Annotated in this window: 16 protein-coding genes; 4 read left to right on the forward strand and 12 right to left on the reverse strand. The window is 75.4% G+C overall.

Features of this window, described 5'->3' with window-relative positions; all coding sequences use genetic code 11:
• Positions 1-207 precede the first annotated feature (207 nt).
• From ACFY6U_RS04150 to ACFY6U_RS04165, 4 genes are all read right to left on the reverse strand, one after another.
• Positions 208-930 carry a hypothetical protein gene (locus ACFY6U_RS04150; protein WP_390034968.1) on the reverse strand — a complete coding sequence of 241 codons (723 nt, stop codon included), beginning with the start codon at positions 928-930 and terminating at the stop codon, positions 208-210.
• 117 nt (positions 931-1,047) lie between these two features.
• Complete coding sequence (locus ACFY6U_RS04155) at positions 1,048-1,773, reverse strand: alpha/beta fold hydrolase (protein ID WP_390034969.1); 726 nt, start codon at positions 1,771-1,773, stop codon at positions 1,048-1,050.
• A gap of 44 nt (positions 1,774-1,817) precedes the next feature.
• Positions 1,818-2,084, reverse strand: coding sequence for a hypothetical protein (locus tag ACFY6U_RS04160; protein WP_390034970.1), 267 nt, complete (start codon positions 2,082-2,084; stop codon positions 1,818-1,820).
• Positions 2,085-2,100: 16 nt separating this feature from the next.
• Positions 2,101-3,072, reverse strand: a complete 972-nt coding sequence (locus ACFY6U_RS04165) for an alpha/beta hydrolase (RefSeq protein WP_390034971.1) — start codon at positions 3,070-3,072, stop codon at positions 2,101-2,103.
• Positions 3,073-3,362: 290 nt separating this feature from the next.
• On the opposite strand from ACFY6U_RS04165, the gene ACFY6U_RS04170 reads away from it, so the two are divergent.
• Together ACFY6U_RS04170 and ACFY6U_RS04175 are read left to right on the forward strand one after the other, a co-directional pair.
• On the forward strand, positions 3,363-4,586 hold the full coding sequence (locus ACFY6U_RS04170) for an MFS transporter (RefSeq protein ID WP_390035200.1): 1,224 nt from the start codon (positions 3,363-3,365) through the stop codon (positions 4,584-4,586).
• A 140-nt stretch (positions 4,587-4,726) separates the two neighbouring features.
• Positions 4,727-5,596 carry a LysR family transcriptional regulator gene (locus ACFY6U_RS04175; protein WP_390035201.1) on the forward strand — a complete coding sequence of 290 codons (870 nt, stop codon included), beginning with the start codon at positions 4,727-4,729 and terminating at the stop codon, positions 5,594-5,596.
• A 25-nt stretch (positions 5,597-5,621) separates the two neighbouring features.
• Here ACFY6U_RS04175 and ACFY6U_RS04180 read toward each other — a convergent pair whose 3' ends face one another.
• From ACFY6U_RS04180 to ACFY6U_RS04200, 5 genes are all read right to left on the reverse strand, one after another.
• Complete coding sequence (locus ACFY6U_RS04180; protein WP_351502712.1) at positions 5,622-6,086, reverse strand: DUF5709 domain-containing protein; 465 nt, start codon at positions 6,084-6,086, stop codon at positions 5,622-5,624.
• On the reverse strand, positions 6,083-7,174 hold the full coding sequence (locus ACFY6U_RS04185) for a helix-turn-helix domain-containing protein (protein ID WP_390034972.1): 1,092 nt from the start codon (positions 7,172-7,174) through the stop codon (positions 6,083-6,085). Before ACFY6U_RS04185 ends, ACFY6U_RS04180 begins: the two co-directional genes overlap by 4 nt.
• Positions 7,168-8,196 (reverse strand): helix-turn-helix domain-containing protein, encoded by a 1,029-nt coding sequence (locus tag ACFY6U_RS04190; RefSeq protein ID WP_390034973.1) that lies wholly within the window; start codon positions 8,194-8,196, stop codon positions 7,168-7,170. Before ACFY6U_RS04190 ends, ACFY6U_RS04185 begins: the two co-directional genes overlap by 7 nt.
• 145 nt (positions 8,197-8,341) lie before the next feature.
• Entirely contained in the window at positions 8,342-9,307 is a 966-nt protein-coding gene (locus ACFY6U_RS04195) for an alpha/beta hydrolase (RefSeq protein ID WP_351502715.1), read from the reverse strand.
• Between the two features lie 31 nt (positions 9,308-9,338).
• Entirely contained in the window at positions 9,339-12,179 is a 2,841-nt protein-coding gene (locus ACFY6U_RS04200) for an AAA family ATPase (protein WP_390034974.1), read from the reverse strand.
• A gap of 202 nt (positions 12,180-12,381) precedes the next feature.
• Here ACFY6U_RS04200 and ACFY6U_RS04205 point away from each other — a divergent pair, with 202 nt between their 5' ends.
• Complete coding sequence (locus ACFY6U_RS04205) at positions 12,382-15,156, forward strand: AAA family ATPase (RefSeq protein WP_390034975.1); 2,775 nt, start codon at positions 12,382-12,384, stop codon at positions 15,154-15,156.
• A gap of 1 nt (position 15,157) precedes the next feature.
• Here the strand turns inward: ACFY6U_RS04205 and ACFY6U_RS04210 are convergent, their stop codons facing one another.
• Complete coding sequence (locus ACFY6U_RS04210; RefSeq protein ID WP_390034976.1) at positions 15,158-16,387, reverse strand: serine hydrolase domain-containing protein; 1,230 nt, start codon at positions 16,385-16,387, stop codon at positions 15,158-15,160.
• A 743-nt stretch (positions 16,388-17,130) separates the two neighbouring features.
• On the opposite strand from ACFY6U_RS04210, the gene ACFY6U_RS04215 reads away from it, so the two are divergent.
• Positions 17,131-17,508 carry a VOC family protein gene (locus tag ACFY6U_RS04215; RefSeq protein WP_390034977.1) on the forward strand — a complete coding sequence of 126 codons (378 nt, stop codon included), beginning with the start codon at positions 17,131-17,133 and terminating at the stop codon, positions 17,506-17,508.
• A gap of 53 nt (positions 17,509-17,561) precedes the next feature.
• Here the strand turns inward: ACFY6U_RS04215 and ACFY6U_RS04220 are convergent, their stop codons facing one another.
• Positions 17,562-18,770: an acyltransferase family protein gene (locus ACFY6U_RS04220; RefSeq protein ID WP_390034978.1), complete on the reverse strand. Its 1,209-nt coding sequence runs from the start codon at positions 18,768-18,770 to the stop codon at positions 17,562-17,564.
• 5 nt (positions 18,771-18,775) lie between these two features.
• On the reverse strand, positions 18,776-19,837 hold the full coding sequence (locus tag ACFY6U_RS04225) for a zinc-binding alcohol dehydrogenase family protein (protein WP_390034979.1): 1,062 nt from the start codon (positions 19,835-19,837) through the stop codon (positions 18,776-18,778).
• Positions 19,838-19,886: the final 49 nt, after the last annotated feature.

Here is a 19,886-nt window from a genome sequence, read left to right on the forward strand (position 1 = left end):
GCGAGGTGAGGTGGTTCACAGAGTCGTTCGGCTGCGGCCCGGCGGGGGCTGGCCGCGCAGTTCCTCCCCCAGCCTTCGACCGGGGGTACCCCCAGCGCCCCTTGCGGGGCGCTGCCCAGCCGCGGGCAGGCGTGCCGCAGGGCGGCACGGGTGGGCGCGGCGGCACCCTGCCGGCGCCGGTAAGCGTCCCCATGCCCCCAGCCCACCTCAGCTCTTCGCCCACGGCCCCTCCGGCACGCCCGGCCGTACCCGCGCCCCCGTCACGTCCACCACGATCGTGCGGTCGTCGTCCAGGTCCTCCCTGACCCGGCGCAGGCGCCCGGCGGCGTCGATCCAGTACTTCAGCGGTGCGTCACCGGCGGAGATGACGTCGTAGCGGCGGCCGTCGATCCGGTCCGTGCCGAGGTGGCGTCGGCCGGACCGGGCGATCCGGCGCGCGTCGTCCGGGCGGGCGGCGGCGAGGGAGAGCGTCAGCCGCAGGGCCGTGTCCAGCGAAGCGGGCCCGTAGCGGCGGCGGATCCACGCCGTCGGCTTCAGCCGCGCGGCGTCCCGTACCGCCTCCGCCGTCGACGCCGGTCTCGCCAGCGGGCCCGCGCTGCCGTCCGCCTTGGGGCGGGCGACCTCCAGCCCGGCCCCGTCCCACGCCAGCAGCCCCCGCTCCGCCGCGTCCCCCGTGTCGAACCAGCCCACCGCCCGGTGCCGGTGCTCGTCGACCACCGCGCGGACCACGGCCGTACCGCCGGGCAGCGGTGCCCGTACCGTCACCTCGGCGGGGCTGTCCCGGTAGGCGCGGAGCGGGGTGAGGGCCATGCGCCGGGCCTCGGCCGCGGAGAGCGGGCGCGGCCCGGCGCCGCCGGCGAGGAGGAACGGCAGGGTCGCGGACACGCCCGTGACGGCGGCGAGGGCCGTCCAGGTCCAGGGGGATCGCATCCGTGCTCGTACCTTCGTCGCCGCTGTCCGCATGACATGTACCTACATGCGGACGGGCCGCGCCCGGTCTGCACCGGTGCGCGGCCCGCTCGGCATCACCCTTGCGGGGTGCGCCGTTTACTCCGTACCGAGGCTCCGGACGGCCTCGCGGATCAGGTCCGCGACCTTCTCGGGGTGCGCGAGCATGACCAGGTGGGAGGAGTCGACCTCGACCGTGGTCATGCCGGCGCGCTCGTAGCCGTAGCGCTCGACGTCCGGGTTGATGGTGCGGTCGGAGGACGACACCAGGCCCCAGGACGGCTTGGTCTTCCAGGCCGCGACCGGGGCCGCCTCGGCGAAGGCCGCGCCGGCCAGCGGGCGCTGGGAGACGGCGAGCACCCGGGCGAGGTCCGGGTCGACGTCGGCGGCGAAGATCGCGGGGAACCTGTCGGTCTCGACGGTGACGTCGGTGCCCGGCTCGTCCGAGCCCTCGACCGGGAACGGCGTGTACACCAGGGCAGAGGCGAGCTCGGAGTCCGGGAACCGGCCCTGGAGCTCGCCGAGGCTCTCGCCCTCCTCCAGGGCGTAGCCGGCCAGGTAGACCAGGGCCCGCACGTTGTCCTCGGCGCCCGCGACGGTGATGACGGCACCGCCGTAGGAGTGGCCCACCAGGACGACGGGGCCGTCGACCGCGCGGACCACCGAGGCGATGTACGCGGAGTCGCCGGTGAGGCTGCGGTTGGGCACGGCCGGGACGAGCACCTTCAGGCCGTCGGCCAGCAGTTCGGGGACGACCCGGGCGAAGCTGGACGCGTCGGCGAAGGCACCGTGCACCAGGACGACGGTGGGTGTGGAGTCGGTCATGGGAGTTCCTTGTCGGCGGGTCGGGGCAGGGCTGACGGAGGGGGCTAGCGCGGGTCGACCCCGAGGTCCGTGTCGACGTCGTAGGCGGCTTCCGCGTGGTCCGGGGCGGGGTGCGCGATGTCGGTCCCCAGGTCGAAGGCCGCCGTCCCGACGGCCTCCTCCAGCTCGGCTTCCTCGCGCTCGGCCCTGCTCCGGCGACGGTGCTCGGTGAGCTGTTCCTTGAGGTGCCTCAGGCGCGGGTGGCCGTCGGGCGCGGACGGGTCGCCGGGCGCGGACGGGGCGTCGGGCGCGGACGGGTCGTCGGTGGTCACGCCGGTCACCCCTGGCTCAGGCGGTGTGGAGGGCGGTGTGCAGGGTGCGTGCGGCCAGGGAGATGGCGGCTTCGGCGGCGTGGGTCTCGCGCAGGGCGTTGAGCATCACGAAGTCGTGGATGATGCCCTGGAAGCGGACGGCGGTGACGGGTACGCCGGCTTCGCGGAGCTTGTTGGCGTAGGCCTCGCCCTCGTCGCGCAGGACGTCGGCCTCGGCGACGATGACGAGGGCGGGGGGCAGGCCGGTGAGCTGTTCGGTGGTGGCGCGCAGCGGGGAGGCGGTGATCTGGGCGCGTTCGGCCTCGTCGGTCGTGTACTGGTCCCAGAACCAGAACATGCCGTCGCGGCGCAGGAAGTAGCCCTCGGCGAACTGGTGGTAGGAGGCGGTGTCGAAGCTCGCGTCCGTGACCGGGTAGAAGAGGACCTGCTGGAGCAGGGGCACGTCCCCGCGTTCCTTGGCCATCAGGGTGAGGGCGGCGGTCATGTTGCCGCCGACGGAGTCGCCGGCGACCGCGATGCGGGTGGGGTCGAGGTCCTTGGTCGCGCCCTGGGTGACGACCCACTGGGCGACGGCGTAGTTCTGCTCGATGGCGACGGGGTAGCGGGCCTCGGGCGAGAGGTCGTACTCGGGGAAGACGACGGCGGCGTTCGCGCCGACGGCGAGTTCGCGGACCAGGCGGTCGTGGGTGTGGGCGTTGCCGAAGACCCAGCCGGCGCCGTGGATGTAGATGATGACGGGGAGGGTGGCTGTGGTGCCGGCGGGCTTGACGATGCGGGCGCGGACGGTGCCGGTGGGGCCGCCCTGGACGGTGATCCATTCCTCGTCGACGGCCGGCTTGGCGATCTCGCCGGACTGCACCTCGTCGACGGCCTTGCGGCCCTCGGCGGGGGCGAGGTCGAAGAGGTAGGGCGGGTTGGCGGTGGCCTCGACGAAGGCCTGCGCGGCGGGCTCGAGCACCGGCGTGACGGGCGTGAAGGCTTCGGACATGCGAGTCTCCTGGGATTGCGTGAGCCACACCGGGCGTTCCGGCGCGGCCGCGGTTCACCGTAGGAGCCCGGTGTGCCGTGCAGTTGTCCCCGAGTGCACGGCCACCCGCCCCGCAGCGCACGCGCGGCCCCGGGGCGCCGGTCCTCAAGGGCGGGGCCCGGCCACGGTGATCTGCTGTCGAGATGACTGACATCCCGAACCATCGCCGTGAGGAGGGAAGCACGGCGGGCGGCGGAGCGCTGCTGAATGACGAGAGCAACGCCTCCTGTGAGGAAGGTCCCGTGTCCCAGATGTCGTCGTCCGAAATACGCCCCCCGCGCGAGACGGCCCCCGAGGCCGCCCACGGGGTGCCCGGCTGGCTGATCGCGCTGTTCGCCGTCGCCTCCGGCATGACGGTCGCCAACCTGTACTACGCCCAGCCCCTGCTGTCCGAGCTGCGCGGTGTCTTCCACATCGGCGAGGCAACCGCGGGCCTGCTGATCACGCTCACCCAGGTCGGCTACGTGATCGGCATGATCTTCCTGGTCCCGCTCGGCGACCGGCTGGAGAAGCGGAGCCTGATCACCGCCCTGCTGACGGTCACCACGCTCGCCCTGGTGGCGGCCGGTCTGGCGACCGGGTTCCCGATGCTGCTGATCGCCTCACTGATCAGCGGGGCCACCTCCGTGGTGGCGCAGATCCTCGTCCCCTTCGCCGCGAGCCTGGCGCCGGACCACGCCCGGGGCCGGGTGGTGGGCCGGGTGATGAGCGGCCTGCTCACCGGCATCCTGCTGTCCCGCACGCTCAGCAGCCTGGTCTCCGGCGTGGCAGGCTGGCGGGTCGTCTACCTCGGCTCCGCCGTCCTGATGGCCCTGCTGGGCGTGGCCCTGCGGCTGGCCCTCCCCCAGCATGCGCCGACCACCTCCGTGCCGTACCACCGCGTGCTGCGCTCCACGGCGGCGCTGGTGCGCACGCACCCCGCGCTGGTGCGCCGCGGCCTCTACCAGGCGGCCATGTTCGGGGCCTTCAGCGCCTTCTGGACCACCGTCTCCTACGTCCTGACCGGACCGCACTTCCACTACTCCGCCGTCGGGGTCGGGGTGTTCGCGCTGGTCGGCGCGGCCGGTGCGGCCGTCGCCCCGTTCGCCGGGCACTGGGCCGACCGCGGTCTGACCCGCCGGATGACCGGTGCCGCGTTCGGGGTCGCCGCGCTGGCCTTCGCCATAGCCGGGTTCGGCGGGCACAGTGTCGTCCTGATCGGGCTCGCGGCCGTCGCCCTCGACATGGCCGTCCAGACCAGCCTGATCCTCGGCCAGCACACCGTCTACCAACTCGATCCCCTTGCCCGGGCCCGCCTGAACAGCGCCTTCATCGCGATCTTCTTCATCGGTGGCGCCCTCGGCTCCCAGCTCGGCTCGATCGCCTACCGGTCCGGCGGCTGGAGCGCGGTCAGCATGTTCGGGGCCGCCCTGCCGGTGCTGGCGCTGCTGTACTGGCTGACCGAGCGCGACACGAGCGCGCCGCACTCGGCATAGGGAGCAGTGGGCCCGGTTCCTGGCGGAGCACCCCGCCGACACTCCGCCGGTCCGCGCCCGGGACGGGAGCTGCGCCTGCCTAGGATGCAGTGGAGACCGCCGCCCGGCCGAGGCGGGCGCTGCGCCACCGGGAGCGGATGATGGACCTGCGGCAGATGGAAGTCGTCGTCGCCGTGGCGGACGCGGGCGGGTTCACGGCGGCGGCGCGGCGGCTGCACGTGGTCCAGTCGGCCGTCTCCGGCACGGTCCGCGCCCTGGAACGCGAGCTGGGTACGGCGCTGTTCACCCGGACCACGCACCGGGTCCGGCTCACGCCGGCCGGTGAGGCGTTCGTCCCGGCGGCCCGGCAGGCCCTGCGCGCCGCCGAACTGGCCCGCGAGGCGGTCGACGCGGCGAAGGGGGAGCTGAGCGGCCGGGTGACGGTCGGCACGATGCAGGGGGTCTGGGCGGACCTGCACCTCGCGCTGGCCGCGCTGCGGGCGGAACACCCGCGCGTGGTCGTGCAGTTGCGGCAGGCGGCGGTCACCGACCTGCGGCAGGCGCTGCGCGAGGGCACGGTGGACCTGGCGGTGGTGGCGCTGGACCGGCAGCAGCAGCGCGGGCTGGTGAGCAGGCTGCTGTCCCGGGAGGAGATGGTCCTGGTCGCCTCGCCCCGCCGGAGCCTCACCGCGAGCGGCCCCGAGGACACCGTGGAGCTGGCGGACATCGCCGGGCTGCCGCAGGTGGAGTTCCCGCCCGGCTGGGCCATCCGGGACGCGGCCGACCGCTCGTTCCGGGCGGCCGGCGTCGAACGGGCCGCGACCTTCGAGGTCAACGACATCGTGGCCGCCTCCGAACTGGTCCGCAACGACCTCGGCGTCTGCATCATGCCGCCGACCATCGCCGGCCGGTTCCCGGACCTGACGGCCTACCGGATCGCCCGGCACGCACCGAGCTGGAAGGTGATGGTGGTCCGGCCGCCGGGCGAGCCCCCGGCGGCCGTCGCGGCGCTGCTGCGCCACATCACCTGAGCGGAAGTCGTCGGGTTCCGGGTCGTCAGAAGTCGTCGGACTCCGGGATCACGTGCATCGCGGCCTCCTCCGCCGACGCCCCCGCGCCGTCCAGACCCCGGTCGGAGGCGAACAGGTCGGAGTCGGTGACCTCGTGCGCTCCCTCGTCGGGGGCGAGGAGCCGTCCGGCGCGGCCGTCGCCGACCTCGTCGTCGAGGAGTTCGCCGTCCGTGTCCCAGGTGTCGCCGAGGCCGTCGCCGTCCGGGACGCCGATGTCCGGCACCTCCTCGGCGAGACGCTCGTCCAGGGTCTCCCCGCGCAGTCCCTCCGCCGCCGTCACGCCCGTGTGCTCCACGGCCCAGGGCCGCTCCGGCGGCGAGTAGCCCTCGTCCAGGGCCTCCTCGCCGGCCCGGTAGTCCAGGGTGTCCGAGGCGTCCAGCAGCCCGGCGTCGTCCTGCACCTCCGAACCGTCCGGCTGGTAGACCTCGTCACCCATCGCCTCGTCGGTCATGCGCGCTCCATCGTCACTCGGGCCGTCAGTTCGATCCGGCCGTCAACCGGAAAGGGTAGGAGGTCGTGGCCACGGTCGGGGGGCCGCGGTCGCGAAAGCGGGGCGGGAAGGGCGGGGCGGCCGGCGGGCATGCGGCCGCCCTGGCCGGCGCCCGCCGCCCGCCGCCACTGCGCCGGCGACATCCCGTACGTCTCGCGGAACGCCCGGCTGAAGTGGGAGGGGCTGGTGAAGCCCCAGCGGGCGGCCACGGCGGCGATCGACCGGTGGGCGGCGCCGGGCAGGGCCAGCTCCTCGTGGGCCGCCTCCAGCCGGCGCGCCCGGATCCAGGCGCCCACGGTGGTGCCCTGGCGCTGGAAGAGCCGGTGCAGGTAGCGCAGCGAGATGGCGTGCTGGTCGGCGATGTCCTGCGGGGCGAGCCCGGGTTCGCCGAGCCGGTCCCGGACGGACGCGGTGATCCGCTCCCACAGGGCCGACTCGGGCGGCCCGCCGATCCGCTCCAGGGCCACGGTCGCGAGGATGTCCACGACGGTACGGGCGAGCTGTTCGCGCCGGGCCGCGGTGGCCCGGGTGACCTCGTCGACGAGTCCGTCGAGCAGCGGCAGCAGCAGGGCCGCCGCGCCCCCGTCGGCCTCGCCCACCGCCGTGGCCGTGAGGGCGTGCAACTGCCGTTCCTCCAGGCGCAGCCGGGCGCGGGGCACCATGAAAATCCGGGCCCGCTGCCGGTCGGGGAGCACGATCCGGAACGGCCGCCGCGCGTCGTGGAAGGCCAGGTCCCCGGGGTGCAGCTCGGCGGTGCGGCCGTCCTGGAGCAGCAAAGCGGTGCCGGTCAGCTGGCGGCGGACCAGGATGTGGGTGCGGGGATCGGCGGCGGCCGTGCGGGCGCCGCGCAGGATCGTGCCGGGGCCGAAGTCCTCGGTGGCGATCTGGAGGGCGCCGAGCCGTTCGGCGGCCAGTTCACCGGTCCACGGGCGGTCGCGCTCCACGGTGACCTCGACGTCCACGAAGGTCCGGGACAGGGCGCGCTGCCAGGCGGCGAGGCGGTCGCCGGGTGCCGGGTCCCGGGTGGCGCAGGACACCGCGGTCAGCATGGCGGGCCGTCCGTCCGCACCCGGTCCAGCCAGTCCGTCGGGGACAGCCCGAAGGAGCTGCGGAAGGCCTTGCCGAACCCGGCCGCGCTGGTGAACCCCCAGCGCCGGGCGACCTGGCCCAGGCTGACCGAGCCCGGGGGCCGCGCGGCGAGTTCCCGGCGGCACTCGCGCAGCCGCAGCTCGCGGATCCACTGGCAGACGGTGGTGTCCTCGGCCTGGAACAGCCGGTGCAGATAGCGCACCGAGATGCCGTGCACCCGGGCGATGCCGGCCGGGGTCAGCCCGGGATCCGACAGGTGCCAGCGGATGTACGTCCTGATGCGCAGCAGCAGCACACCGTCGGCGCCCGGCAGCTCGGCGGGGTCCGCCCCCACCTGGTCGGCCGCCGTGGCCGCCACCAGGTCGATGACGCTCTCGGCCAGCCGCTCGGCCGTCGGCGTGGTGTACGACGCGGAGGTGTCGGCCAGCCGTTCCAGCAGCGGCCCGAGCAGCGCGGGGAGCCCGCCGCGCGGGCGTAGCGCGCGTCCGGTGAGCTGCCGTACGTCGGCCTCCGGGAGCTCCAGCAGCCTGCGCGGTACGGCGAAGATCTTCAGCCGGAAGCGGTCCGGGAAAGTGGTCCGGAAGGGGCGCAGGGTCTCGAAGAACCCGATGTCGCCGGTGCGCAACTCGGTGGAGCGGCCGTCCTGTTCGACGCGGGCGCGGCCGGTGCTCTGGACGGCCACGAAGATCTCCCGGCCGTCGCCGCGGGCGATGAACCGCGGCGCCCGGTGGACCCGGCCGGGGTCGGCCTCCACCGTGGTGATCCGCAGGTCGCCGAGGCGGTCGGTGCGCAGGGTGGCGTCGTAGGTCCGGCCCTCGGCGGCGATGTCCATCCCCACCAGGGTGTCGAACACGGCGTCGTGCCAGTACTCCAGGCTCTCGTCCGGCGGCACCGAGCGCGTGGTCAGCACCCTGGTCCGTTCGCTCGCCGCGCCGGCCGGGCGCCGGCGTCTCTCCTCGTAGGAGCCGATCGCGGTTGCCATGCCGCCAGCCTCGCCGGGCGACCGGCACCGGCGCATCAGTCGGCCGACTGGTCCTCCGGCACACCGGCCGACTGGTCCTCGGATGCACCGGCCGACCGGTGCTCGGGTGCACCGGCCGACCGGTCCTCGGCCGGGGCCGGGCCCGTCACCGCAGCCGGGCCCGCAGAAAGGCGCAACCGGTCAGCAGCGCCGCCCGGGTGGGCGCGCTGTCGGCGAGGGCGTGCAGGGCCACGAAGTCGTGGACGGTCCCGAGGAACCGCACGGACAGCGCGTCGACACCGGCCTCGGACAGCCGCCGCGCGTACTGCTCGCCCTCGTCGCGGGCCACGTCGGCCTCCGCGGTGACCACCAGGGCCGGCGGCAGCCCCGCCAGCTCCTGCGGGCGCGCCCGCAGCGGGGCCGCGGTGGGCTCGCTCCGCCGGGCCGGGTCGGCGGCGTACCGCTGCCAATAGGCGCGCAGCGCCCGGCGGGTGAGCAGGTAGCCGGTGGCGAACTGGCGTTGCGAGGGGCTGTCGCAGCGGGCGTCGGTGAGCGGGTAGTAGAGCAGCTGCGCGCTGATCCGCGGCCCGCGCCGCGCCTTCGCCAGCATGGTCACGGCGGCGGCCAGCGTGGCACCGGCGCAGTCGCCGGCGACCGCCAGCCGGCCGGGGTCCAGCGCGAGTGCGCCGGCCTGGGCGACCGCCCAGGCCAGCAGGGCGTAGCACTCCTCCAGCGCCACCGGGTAGCGGGCCTCGGGGGCGCGGCTGTACTCCGGGACGACGGCGCACACGCCGGCACCGGTGACGAGTTCGCTGATGAGCCGGGCGTGGGTCTGGGCGTCGCCGAGCGACCACCGGCCGCCGTGCAGGTACAGCAGGGCCGGGAGCGGACCGCGCGCCCCGGCCGGGCGTACCGTCCAGAAGCCGAGCAGTCGCGCGGGGCCGACCGGTGCCACGTGGAAGACCGCGTCCACGGCGAAGTCCTCGAACCGGTCGGCCTGGGTCTCCCGCAGCGCCTGCCGCGCCGCGTCCGGGCCGAGGTCGTCGAGGGCGGGCGGCACGGCGGCGGCGCTGACCAGGCGCTGCACCACGGGGTCGAGGACGACGGCGGTCCCCGGGCCTCCGGATGTCATGGGCGCTCCTCCGGCCGGCCCTCGGGCGCCGTCACCGGCCCTGTACCAGGTCACGGAGCTGGTGGCGGCTGCTGATGCCGAGCTTGGGGTACACGTTGTACAGGTGCGAGCCGACGGTACGCGGCGACAGGAAGAGCCGTTCGCCGATCTCACGGTTCGACAGGCCGCGCGCGGCCAGCTGGGCGATCTGCCGCTGCTGCGCGGTCAGTTGCTCCAGCAGCCCCGCGTCCGCCGGGGCGGGGGCCGCACCGCTGGCGCGCAGTTCGCTGCCGGCGGCGGCCGCGAGGGCACCGGCGCCGAGGCGTTCGGCGGTCTCCAGGACGGCGGTCAGCTGCCGGCGCGCCTCCAGGGTGCGGCGGCAGCGGCGCAGCCAGATGGCGTAGTTGAGGCGGACGTGGGCGCACTCCCACGGCCAGCGGTTCGCCCCGTGGTTGACGAGCGCGAGCTGGAAGTGCTGCTCGGCCTCGCGGTCCGGGGCGACCAGGGCGGTGGCGTGGTGCAGCAGCAGCGTCATCCGGGTGCTCGGGCGGTCCCCCTGCTCCGCCGCGACCCGTTCCACGAGCGGCAGCGCCTCGGCCGACCGGCCGGTGCGCTGGGCGGTGACGGCGAGTTCGGCGACGGCCCGTGCGGACAGGAAGGGGTGCAGCGGTGCGCCGTCGGCGGTGAACAGGTCGCGCAGCTGCCGCCAGGCGTCCTCCATGTCGCCGCGGGTCAAGGCGGCGAGTCCGCGGGCGCGCAGCAGGCGGGCGTGGGTGGCCCGGTTCTCGTCGAGGCAGACGGCCCGCCACACGGAGGGGGTGAACCAGGGCTCCGGCGGCAGGGTGCCGCGCAGTGCCCGTACGGTCAGGGCCTGCGTCTCCAGGTCGGCCCGCAGCCGCGGCAGGCGCAGTACCGCGGCCTCCGTCAGGGCGTCCTCGGTCACGCTCCCGGCCTCGGCGAACCGCCCGGTGGCCAGCAGGGTGTCCACGAGCGGGAGCACCGACCAGCCGCGCAGCCCGAAGGCGCGGGCGCCGCGCAGCCGCTCGTCGGCCGTCCGCGACTGTCCCAGGTCCACGTCCGCCTCGTCCGACTGGTGGGCGACGGCGGCGAGGACCGCGTGGACCCCGTGGCCCCCGTGGACCGCGGAGGCGGTCGGGGCGCCGGGCGGCGCGGTGTGGGGGCCGTCGTCCGGGGCGTCGTACGGGTGGCCGGGGCCGGGCGGGATGCGGTGCGAGCGACCGAGGGCGGCGGTGGCGGTGGCGGAGCGTGGCCCGGTGGCCGCGGTGTCCAGCGCGGCCAGGGCCCGTCGGGTGTGCGGGGTGTCCAGGCGGCCCAGTGGTTCGGCCGTGGCGGGCCGCCACCGCCCGGACGCGTCGGCCTGCCGGGCCCGGTCGAGCAGCGCGGGCAGGGCCGCCGTGTGCTCCGGCAGCCCGGACTGGGCGGCGATGCCCGCCGCCAGGGCAGCGAGGGCGAGCGCGAGGGACCGGTCGACGTCGGGGAAGTGCACCGAGGCGTCGGCCAGCAGCTCGAAGGCCTCGCGCTGGGCGGACTCGTGGGAGAGGGCGGAGGCCAGGGCGCCGGCCGCGGCGCAGCCGAACTCCGGCTCGGCGCCTTCCTGGACGAGCCGTTCGTACAGCTCGCGGACCCAGCCGGGGTCGCCCGCGGCGTGGGCCGCGGTCAGGGCCTCGGCCAGCCGGCGGGCGCGTTCCGGCGGCCGCGGGCTGAGCCGGGCCGCCTGTTCCAGGGCGCGTGCGGCCTCCACCGCGTCCCGCCGCCGCCAGGCGGAGGCCTCCAGGGCGGCGGCGACGAAGGGGTTGGCGCCCACCGTGGCGGCGGCCAGGTGCCGGGCCCTGCCCTCGGGCTGCGCGGCGACCCTGGCGAGCTCCCGGTGGGCCTGCTGGCGCTCGCCGGCCGGGCGCCCGAGGTAGGCGGCCGAGCGGGCCAGCGGATGCCTGAAGTCGAACCGGTCCTCGGCCAGCGCGATCAGCCCCGCCACCTCGGCCGGCGCCCACACCGCCAGGTCACCGGTGCCGAGGGCGGCCATGACGGTGGCGACGGTCCCGCCGGGCCCCGCGGCCGCCGCGTACAGCAGGGCCCGGCGGGTCTCGGCCGGAAGCGCGTCGACCCGTACGCCGAAGGCGTGCGCGTGCCGTACCGCTTCGGCGGGGCCCGGCGCGCCGCGGCCCAGTTCCACGATGGCCAGCGGGTTGCCCGCGGCCTCGGCGAGGATCTCCAGCCGGTGCCGGCCGGTGGGCGCGGCCGGCTGGCGGTCGAGGAGGGCCGCGGCCGAGGCGCCGTCGAGTGGGCCCAGCCGCAGGGTCTCGGTGCCGGGCGGCGGGCCGGGCAGGGCCGCCTCGTGGCGTGCGGCGAGCAGCACCGTCAGGGCCCGGCCGGCCAGCTGCCGTACGGCGGCGAACAGCGCCTCCGGGAAGGCACGGCCGCACAGGTCGGCGTCGTCCACGCACACCAGCACCGGGCCGGCCCCGGCGAGCCGGTCCAGCAGCGCCGTCACCGCGGCGTGCAGCTCCGCCTCGTCCACCGGGCCCTCCACCGGCGGTACGGCCGTCAGCGCCCGTCGCCGGTCGGCGGGCAGGGCGGCCAGCTCGTCCCGCACCGGTGGCGTCAACAGCTGGTGCAGACAGGCGTGCGCGTGCCGCGGGTCCTCGGCCCAGCCCTGCGCGGCCAGCACCAGTACACCGTCGGCGGCGGCCCGGTCCCGGACGTGCCGGAGCAGTGTCGTACGCCCGGTCCCCTCCTCGCCGAGGAGCAGCAGGGTCTGGGGAGTGCCGGGCTCGCGCCGCACGCACCTGAGGATCCGCTCGATCTCGCCGTCCCGGCCCAGGACGGCGGTCTCGTCGCCGGTCGTGGACTGCTGGGGTGGGTGGACCGTCATGCACAAACTCCCCGGGTAATGCGCGTTTTCCCTGGCCAGGGCCATCTTCGCGGAGTCCGGGGAGGCGCGCTTCTGTCACATGACCAGTCACCCGCGCCGGCGGCCGGCCATCTCGCGCGGGCCCGCGGTTCCGGTCCTGCCGCGGGCCGCTGGCAGGATTGCCGTATCAGCGGCTCGACGACCTCGACGACAAGGACGGTTCATGCACGCCGGCACCACCGACCACCTCTCCGATCCGGGCATCCTGGGACGGGCCGCCGAGCTGGGCCGTCTCGACCGGCTGCTCGGGGCGGTGGACGGCAGCGGCCCGCAGGTGCTGGTGCTGACCGGGGAGCCGGGGGCGGGCAAGAGCACCCTCGTGGACCGGGCGGCCGAGCGGGGCCGGGACCGGGGCCTCGGGATCCTGCGGGTGCGCGGCAGCGAGGGCGAGGCGGGTCTCGGGCTGTCGGGCGTGCACCAGCTGCTGCATCCGCTGCTGCCCGGCGAGGGCCTGCCCGCGGGGCAGCGGGAGGCGCTGGACCGCGCCTTCGGTCCGGAGGCGGCGGCGTACGAGCCGAAGCTCGACCAGCTGTCCCTGTGCGTCGGCGTCCTCGGGCTCATCACCGAGGCCGCCGCACGCCGGCCGCTGCTCCTGCTGGTGGACGACGCGCAGTGGCTGGACCTCGGTTCGGTGGACGTGCTGGCCTTCCTCGCCCGGCGGCTCGAGGGCAGGCCGGTGGTACTGCTGCTCGCCGCCCGCGAGGACGGCGTACCGGCCCGTTTCGACCGGGCCTTCCCGCAGATCACCCTGGGCGCGTTGAGCCGTACCGCGGCCGGGCAGCTCCTGGACGCGCAGCCGGATCCGCCGCGTGGCAAGGCACGGGCCGAGATCCTCCAGCAGGCGGCCGGCAACCCGCTGGCCCTGATCGAGCTGCCGCGCGCCCTGGCCCGGGGCCGGACCGGGGACATGGGGGCCGGCGGGGCCGGGGGCGCCACGCTGCCGCTCACCGCGCGCCTGGAGAACCTGTTCGCCGCCGACCTGCCCGGCCTGCCCGCGCCGACCCGGGCGGCCCTGCTCCTGGTGGCAGCGGCCGGCCCGGCCCGGCTGGCCGACCTCATACGGGCCGCCCCCGAGCTGGACGTCGTGGCGGCGCTGGACCCCGCGGAGCGCGCCGGCCTGGTGCGGGTGGCGGACGGCGGGGTGCTGCTGCGGCACCCGCTGGTGCGCTCGGCCGTCTACCACGCGGCTTCCTTCCACGAGCGCCGGCAGGCCCATCTCGCCCTGGCCGCCGCGCTGGCCGGGGAGCCGGACCGCCGGGCCTGGCATCTGGCCGCCGCCGCGACCGGCCAGGACGCGGAGGTCGCCGACGCCCTGGCGGAGAGCGCCGAACGGGCCCGGGGCCGGGGCGGCTACGCGGCGGCCGCCACCGCGCTGGAGCGTGCCGCCGAGCTGACCCCGGCGCCGGACCTGCGGGCCCGGCGTCTGCTGACGGCCGCGCAGGCGGCGATGTTCGCCGGTCATCCGCAGTGGGTCGGCGAGCTGAGCGGCCGCGTCGGGGGGATGACCGAGGACCCCCGGCTGCGTGCCGAGGCCTCGCTGCTGGGCGGCTGGGCCCTCGGCGTGACCCTCCGTCACGAGGAGGCGCTGGCACTGCTGTTCGGGGTCGCGGAAGCCACCGCGACCTCCGCTCCGGGCCTCGCCCTCGGCGCTCTGGGCACCGCCGCCACCTCCGTCTACAACTCCGGCGCGCCCTACTACCGCGCCGAACTCGACCGGATCAGCGGCCTGATCGACGGGGACGACGACCCCGCCGGCCGTGCCTGGGCCCGGGCGGTCGTCGACCCCGTTCACGAACGGCTCCGTCTGACAGAGCACTTGGCGGCGGGACTGGCCGCCCTGGCGCAGGAGGAGTCGCTCGGCGACCTCACCGCTCTGGGCGGCACGGCCTGGATCCTGGACGAGACCGAGCAGGCGGTGCGCATCCTCGGGCGGACCATGGACGTCCTGCGGCGGGCGGGCAGCGCGGGCACGAACGCGACCGTGACCCAGGCGCTCGCCCTCGCCCTGTTCGAGAACGGCTCGTGGACGGCGGCCGAGGAGGCGGCGCACGAGGCGTTCTGGATGGCGACGGAGGCGGGGGCGGACAACGTGACCGTGGGCGCCGGCATCCTGCGGGCCACTCTGCGCGCGCTCCAGGGCGACCCCGCGACCGCCCGGGCCGAGGCGGCGCACGCCGTACGGGGCGTGGACCTGCGCAGATCGCTGAGCCTGCAGGTCCGCCATCGGCACGCCATCGGCATGGCGGCGTTCGTGGCCGGCGACCACGCGGACGCCTACGAGCAGTTGCGTGCGACCTTCACCCGGGACTTCGGCCCGGCGCCCGTCCACTACCACGCCTCGCTCTACTACCTGGGCGACCTGGCGGCCGCGGCGGTGCGCGCCGGGCGGGCGGACGACGCGCGCACGGTGTCCGACGCCGTGCGGCAGGACCTGAAGCCGGACCCGTCCCCGCGCCTGGCCGCTGTACTGCACCGGGCCACCGCCCTGCTGACCGACACGGACGACGCCGAGCGGCACTTCCGCGCCGCCCTCGAGGACCCGGCCACCGACTGCTGGCCGTTCGAGAAGGCCCTCGCCCACCTCGACTTCGGCGAGTGGCTGCGCCGGCGCCGCCGCAGCGCCGAGGCCCGCCCGCACCTGGCCGCGGCCCTGGAGTGCTTCCAGCGCCTGGACGCCCGCCCGTGGACCGAGCGGGCGACGGCGGAGCTGCGGGCCGCCGGGGCGGCGACCGGCCCGGCGCCCGCCGGTGAACTCACCCCGCAGGAACGCCAAATCGCCGAACTGGCCGCCCAGGGCCTGACCAACCGCGACATCGCGGCCCGCCTCTACCTCTCCCCCCGTACGGTCGGCTACCACCTGCACAAGATCTTCCCCAAGCTCGGCATCACGGCCAGAGCCCAGCTCCGGGACGCCCTCACGGAGGGGGGCATGGGCTGACCTATCCCTGCGGCCGGTCGCACAGGGCGTGGTCGACGAGGAGGCCCGTGGCGCGGTTGAGGGCGGCGAGGTCCGGCGGGGCGGTCGTGGTGGTGAGGGAGACGGTCACCGCGCGGCTGCCGTCCGCGCTCACCGCGGGGCGGGTGTTGACGCCCGCCCCGTCGCCCTCGTGGGTGTAGTAGTAACCGCCGCAGGAGAGCGGGATGGTGCGCAGCCCGAGGCCGTAGGTGCCCTCGGGCATCTCGGCGACGTCCTCCGGGTCGTCGGTCCGCTCGACGGTCTGCCGCATCTCGCGCCACTGTTCGGCGGGGATCAGCCGGCCGCCGGCCAGGGCGCGGAAGAAGGTGTTCAGGTCGGCGGTGGTGCTCACCACGCCGGAGTCGGCGGTGTGCTGGAAGCTGTGCTCGGTGACGTCGAGGCGGGTGCCGTCCGCGGTCGTCAGGTACGCGCGCACGAACGGCTCCGGCAGATACGGGTCGAGCCCGGGGACCGAGGTGTTGCGCAGGCCCAGCCTCGCGATCACCCGGTGCGCGACCAGGTCCTGCCAGCTCGCGCCGCCGGCCTTCTCGGCGATCATCCCGGCGACCAGGTAGTTGGTGTTCGAGTACGCCCATCGGGTGGCCCCGCCGGGCTGCGGCACGAACAGCGGCCGGTGCTTCATCGCCACCGCCACCAGGTCGGCGGCCGGGGTGGTGTCGTAGCGGTTCTCGTCGAAGTGGTTGATCAGCCGGTCCTGGATCTCCGGGTCGTCGACGTAGTCGTACAGGCCGCTGGTCTGGCGGAGCAGGTCGCGTACGGTGATCCGGCCGCCGTCGTTTCCGTTGCCGTCGACGACCCCCGGCAGCCAGTGCTCGACGGTGTCGTCCAGCGACAGCCGCTTCTCCGCGGCGAGTTGGAGGACCACGGTGGCGGTGAACGTCTTCGTCGTGCTCGCCACGCGGAAGTGCGCGTTCCACGGCACCGGTGCCGGGGAGCCGGCGGTCCGGGTGCCGATGCGTGCCATGAGCGGCGCCCCGTCCGCCCGGTCGACCCGGGCGAGCACGTTCACATCGCCTCCCCCCGCCTGCCGTACGGCCGCGAGGTCCTGCCGGAGGGTGGCCACGCCGTAGGAGTGCCGCGCGGCCGGGTGGTGTCCGGCGGTGACGGCGGTCGCGGTCATGGGTGAGGCCAGTGCGAGCAGGGCTGCGGTCAGCAGGGCGGCCCCGGCCCTCTTCGACGACGGCATCTGCATGTTCGAATCCCCCGTTGCTTCTGGGTGTCCCGGTCGGTGACGCCCCCCAGCCAACCCGAACCGGAAGCGCGTGGGGAGGGGATCTCCCACCGGATGAGGGGTGTACGTAGCCCCCCTGCCGGACCGTTCCGGGTCAGCGGCGCCGCTGCTCGGCTCGGTGCTCGAAGTCGCCGTGCCTGTTGTCGGCGGGGTCGACGGTCACCCCGGGTGGCAGACTCTTTCGTGACGCCGTACCCCCGTGACGAATGACTGGAGCCGCCCATGAGCGGACGGAACTGCCAGGTCTGCGCCGCCCCGCTGCCGGATCGCGGCCGTGTCCGGACTTCCGTCTACTGCTCGGCGGCCTGCCGCCGACGCGCCTACCGGCAGCGCCACACCGCGGTCGACCAGCCGGCGTCGAGCCGTACGAGTTCCTCACCGAGGTCGAGCTGCGTCCGGCCACCGGCGGTGGCACGCACGTGACCATGACGGCCGACGCCATGCACGACGAGGAGTGGACCGGGCGGCCGGCCGCCGGGCGGGCGATCGAGAGGGACAACCTCGCCGGGGTGGCCGGGTCCTGACCGATCGGCTCCGGATGCCGCTCGGACCCGTCGGTGGCGAGGGGGCCGCGGACGGGTTCGGGCAAGCGCCCTGTGCCCGGCGCGCGGCCACGTCGGGCACAGGCGTGTCCGCGGTGGATCCGCACGTGCTCGCCGTGGCCGCCTCTGGACGGTGCAAGGCATTCATGATCAGCTCGGGGCATGAGTTCCTTGATACGTCACGTGACCGTCGACGCCGCCGACCCGTTCGCTCTCGCGGGCTTCTGGGCCCGGGCCCTGGACGGCTCACTGGCTGACGACGACTTTCCCGGGGACCCGGCGGCCACGGTCACGAGTGCCGCCGGCACCCTGCTGTTCGTCAGGGTCGACGACCGCAAGGAGGCGAAGAACCGCGTGCATCTCGATCTCCAGCCCCAGGACCGCACCCGGGACGAGGAGGTCGAGCGCCTGCTCTCGCTCGGGGCCACGCTGCAGGGAGACCACCGAAGGCCCGACGGAACCGGGTGGGTGACGCTGTACGACCCCGAGGGCAACGAATTCTGTGTGGAACGCAGCGCGGCGGAACGCGCGAACCCCTGATGTCCCGTCGGCTGGTCTCGGGGTCGTCCGGACGCTGGGCGGGTGGGCCCTGTTCAGCCGGCATCCGGTCCGGACGGCGGAAGGCTCCCCGGGACCCCTACCGGCCTCCCGCCGGCGTCGGGGACGGGCAGGGCGGCGTCCGGCGCGGCCGGTTCCGGCCTGGGGAGGGGACGAGGGCGGCCGAAGCGGCGCATCGCGGGGACCTCGACGAGGGTGTGCAGAACCCAGGCCAGGCACCAGGAGACCACGTACGCGGTGACGCCGAGGGTGATGGCGACGGGCGTGCTCCACTGGCGCTTCGCGCCGAGCGCGACATGGCCGAAGTTGAGGATCTGCCAGTGCACCAGGTAGAAGGCGAAGGAGAGTTCGCCCAGCCGCACCACGGGACGGCTGCGGAACGGTGAGGACAGTCCCTTCATGTCGGCCGTGGCCGCGGCGGCGACGACCAGGGCGATCGGGGCTCCGGTGGCCGCGACGAAACTCCACGGCTCGGGCACGTTCGAGGCGAGGAGGTAGCCGCAGAACAGCAGGCCGAGCGCCGGGTAGAGGCCGAGGCGGATCCACTTCTCCTCCAGGACGATACAGGCCATCACCATGCCCAGCACGAAGTCCAGGGCGCGCACCGGCGGGAACATCTGGATGAACCACACGTGCCGGGCCGGAATGGTGTAGAACATCGGCCGGTCCGGGAGGAGTTCGGCGACGAACGGCACCACCCACATGGCCGCCGCCAGACCCGCCGCCCACCACCACAGGCGCTGCGGGCGGATCCGCCCCACCAGCTTGTACAGCAGCGGGAAGCAGAGGTAGAAGACCACCTCGCAGGCCATCGACCAGCTGACGAAGTCCATGCTGAAGGTGATGTCCATCGGCGGGAACCACGGATGGATCAGGAAGAGGTTCGGGATCGCGCTGTGGGCCGCGATCGGGATGCCCAGCGCCAGCATGGTCACGGCGGCCAGGGCCCAGGCGACCACGTGGTTGGGGTAGATCTTCGCGGTGCGGCGGCGGTAGAAGCGGCGCAGCGGCTCACCGGGCTTGGCGACCATCGTCAGGATGAAGCCGCTGAGCACGAAGAAGAACCCCACCTGCATGGGCCCGGCGCGGCCGACGAGCCGGCTGTACCACTCCCCTACCTCGGTGTCGCGGAAGGGGAACTGGTAGGCGAAGTGGAAGAGGAAGACGATCGAGGCGGCGACGAAGCGCATGCCGTCGAGGGCGGGCAGCCACAGGGTGCGCGGGCCGCTGCGCGAGAAGGCCATCGGGATCAGCTCCGTTCGAGGGCGGGTTGCGGGGCGGGCCGGCCGGGCGCCGGGGCGGGGCGCGGGACGAGCACGACGCGGCCCCGGTGCACCCGGTCCTCGATCAGCCGGTGGCCGGTGGCGGCCTGGTCGAGCGGGAGGCGGGCGTGCACGGCGGGGCGCAGGGTGCCGTCGCCGAGGCGCCGGGTGAGCTCGGCGAGTCCGGCGCGGTACTGGTCGGGGCGGGCGGTGCGCCAGGCCGAGAGGGAGAAGCCGGTGACGGCCTTGAGGGCGATGAGGTCCATGACGGAGACGCGCGGGATGTCGGTGCCGCCGCCGGCCGAACCGTAGAACACCAGGCGCCCGGCCGGGGCGAGAGCCCGCACGCCCGCGAGCAGGACGTCGCCGCCGATGCTGTCGAGGACGACGTCGGCGCCGCGGCCGCCGGTCGCCTCGCGGACCGCGTCGGGCCAGTCGGGGCGCGTGGGGTCGATGACCGTGTCGGCACCGAGGCCGGCCGCGAACTCCCTTTTGGCGGGCGTGCTCGCGGCGGCGAGGACCTGTCCGGCGCCGGCGGCCCGGGCCAGCTGGACGGCGAGGTGGCCGATGCCGCCCGCCGCCGCGTGCACCAGGACGCTCTCGCCCTCGCGCAGGCCCGCGGTGGCCAGGACGCCCACGGCGATGGGGCCCGCGCCGGGCAGGACGGTCGCCTCGGCGGCGTCCAGCTCCGCGGGCACCGGCACCAGGGAGTCGGCCCGGGCCACCATGTGGTCGGCGTAGGCGCCCTCCATCAGGAAGGCTCCCACCCGGTCGCCGACGCGGACGCCGGCGGTGCCCGGGCCGAGCTCGGCCACGGTGCCCACGACGTCACCGCCGAGCAGCAGCGGCAGGGTCGGGTGCCACATGGGGGCGGGGAAGGTGTCGGCGCGCATCTGGGTCTGGGCGAAGCCCACGCCGACGGCCTCGGCGGTGATGAGGACCTCGCCCGGGCCGGGTCGGGGGATCGGCAGTTCGCGGGGGCGCAGGACGTCGGGGCCGCCGTATGCGTCGAGCGGTACGGCGAGCATCCTGCGGGGGACGGCGGTCATGGCGTGTCTCCGGACGTTCCGACGAGGCCGAGAGGGGAAGTGGAGGGGA

It is taken from the genome of Streptomyces sp. NPDC013157 (assembly GCF_042899865.1).
GTDB lineage: Bacteria > Actinomycetota > Actinomycetes > Streptomycetales > Streptomycetaceae > Streptomyces.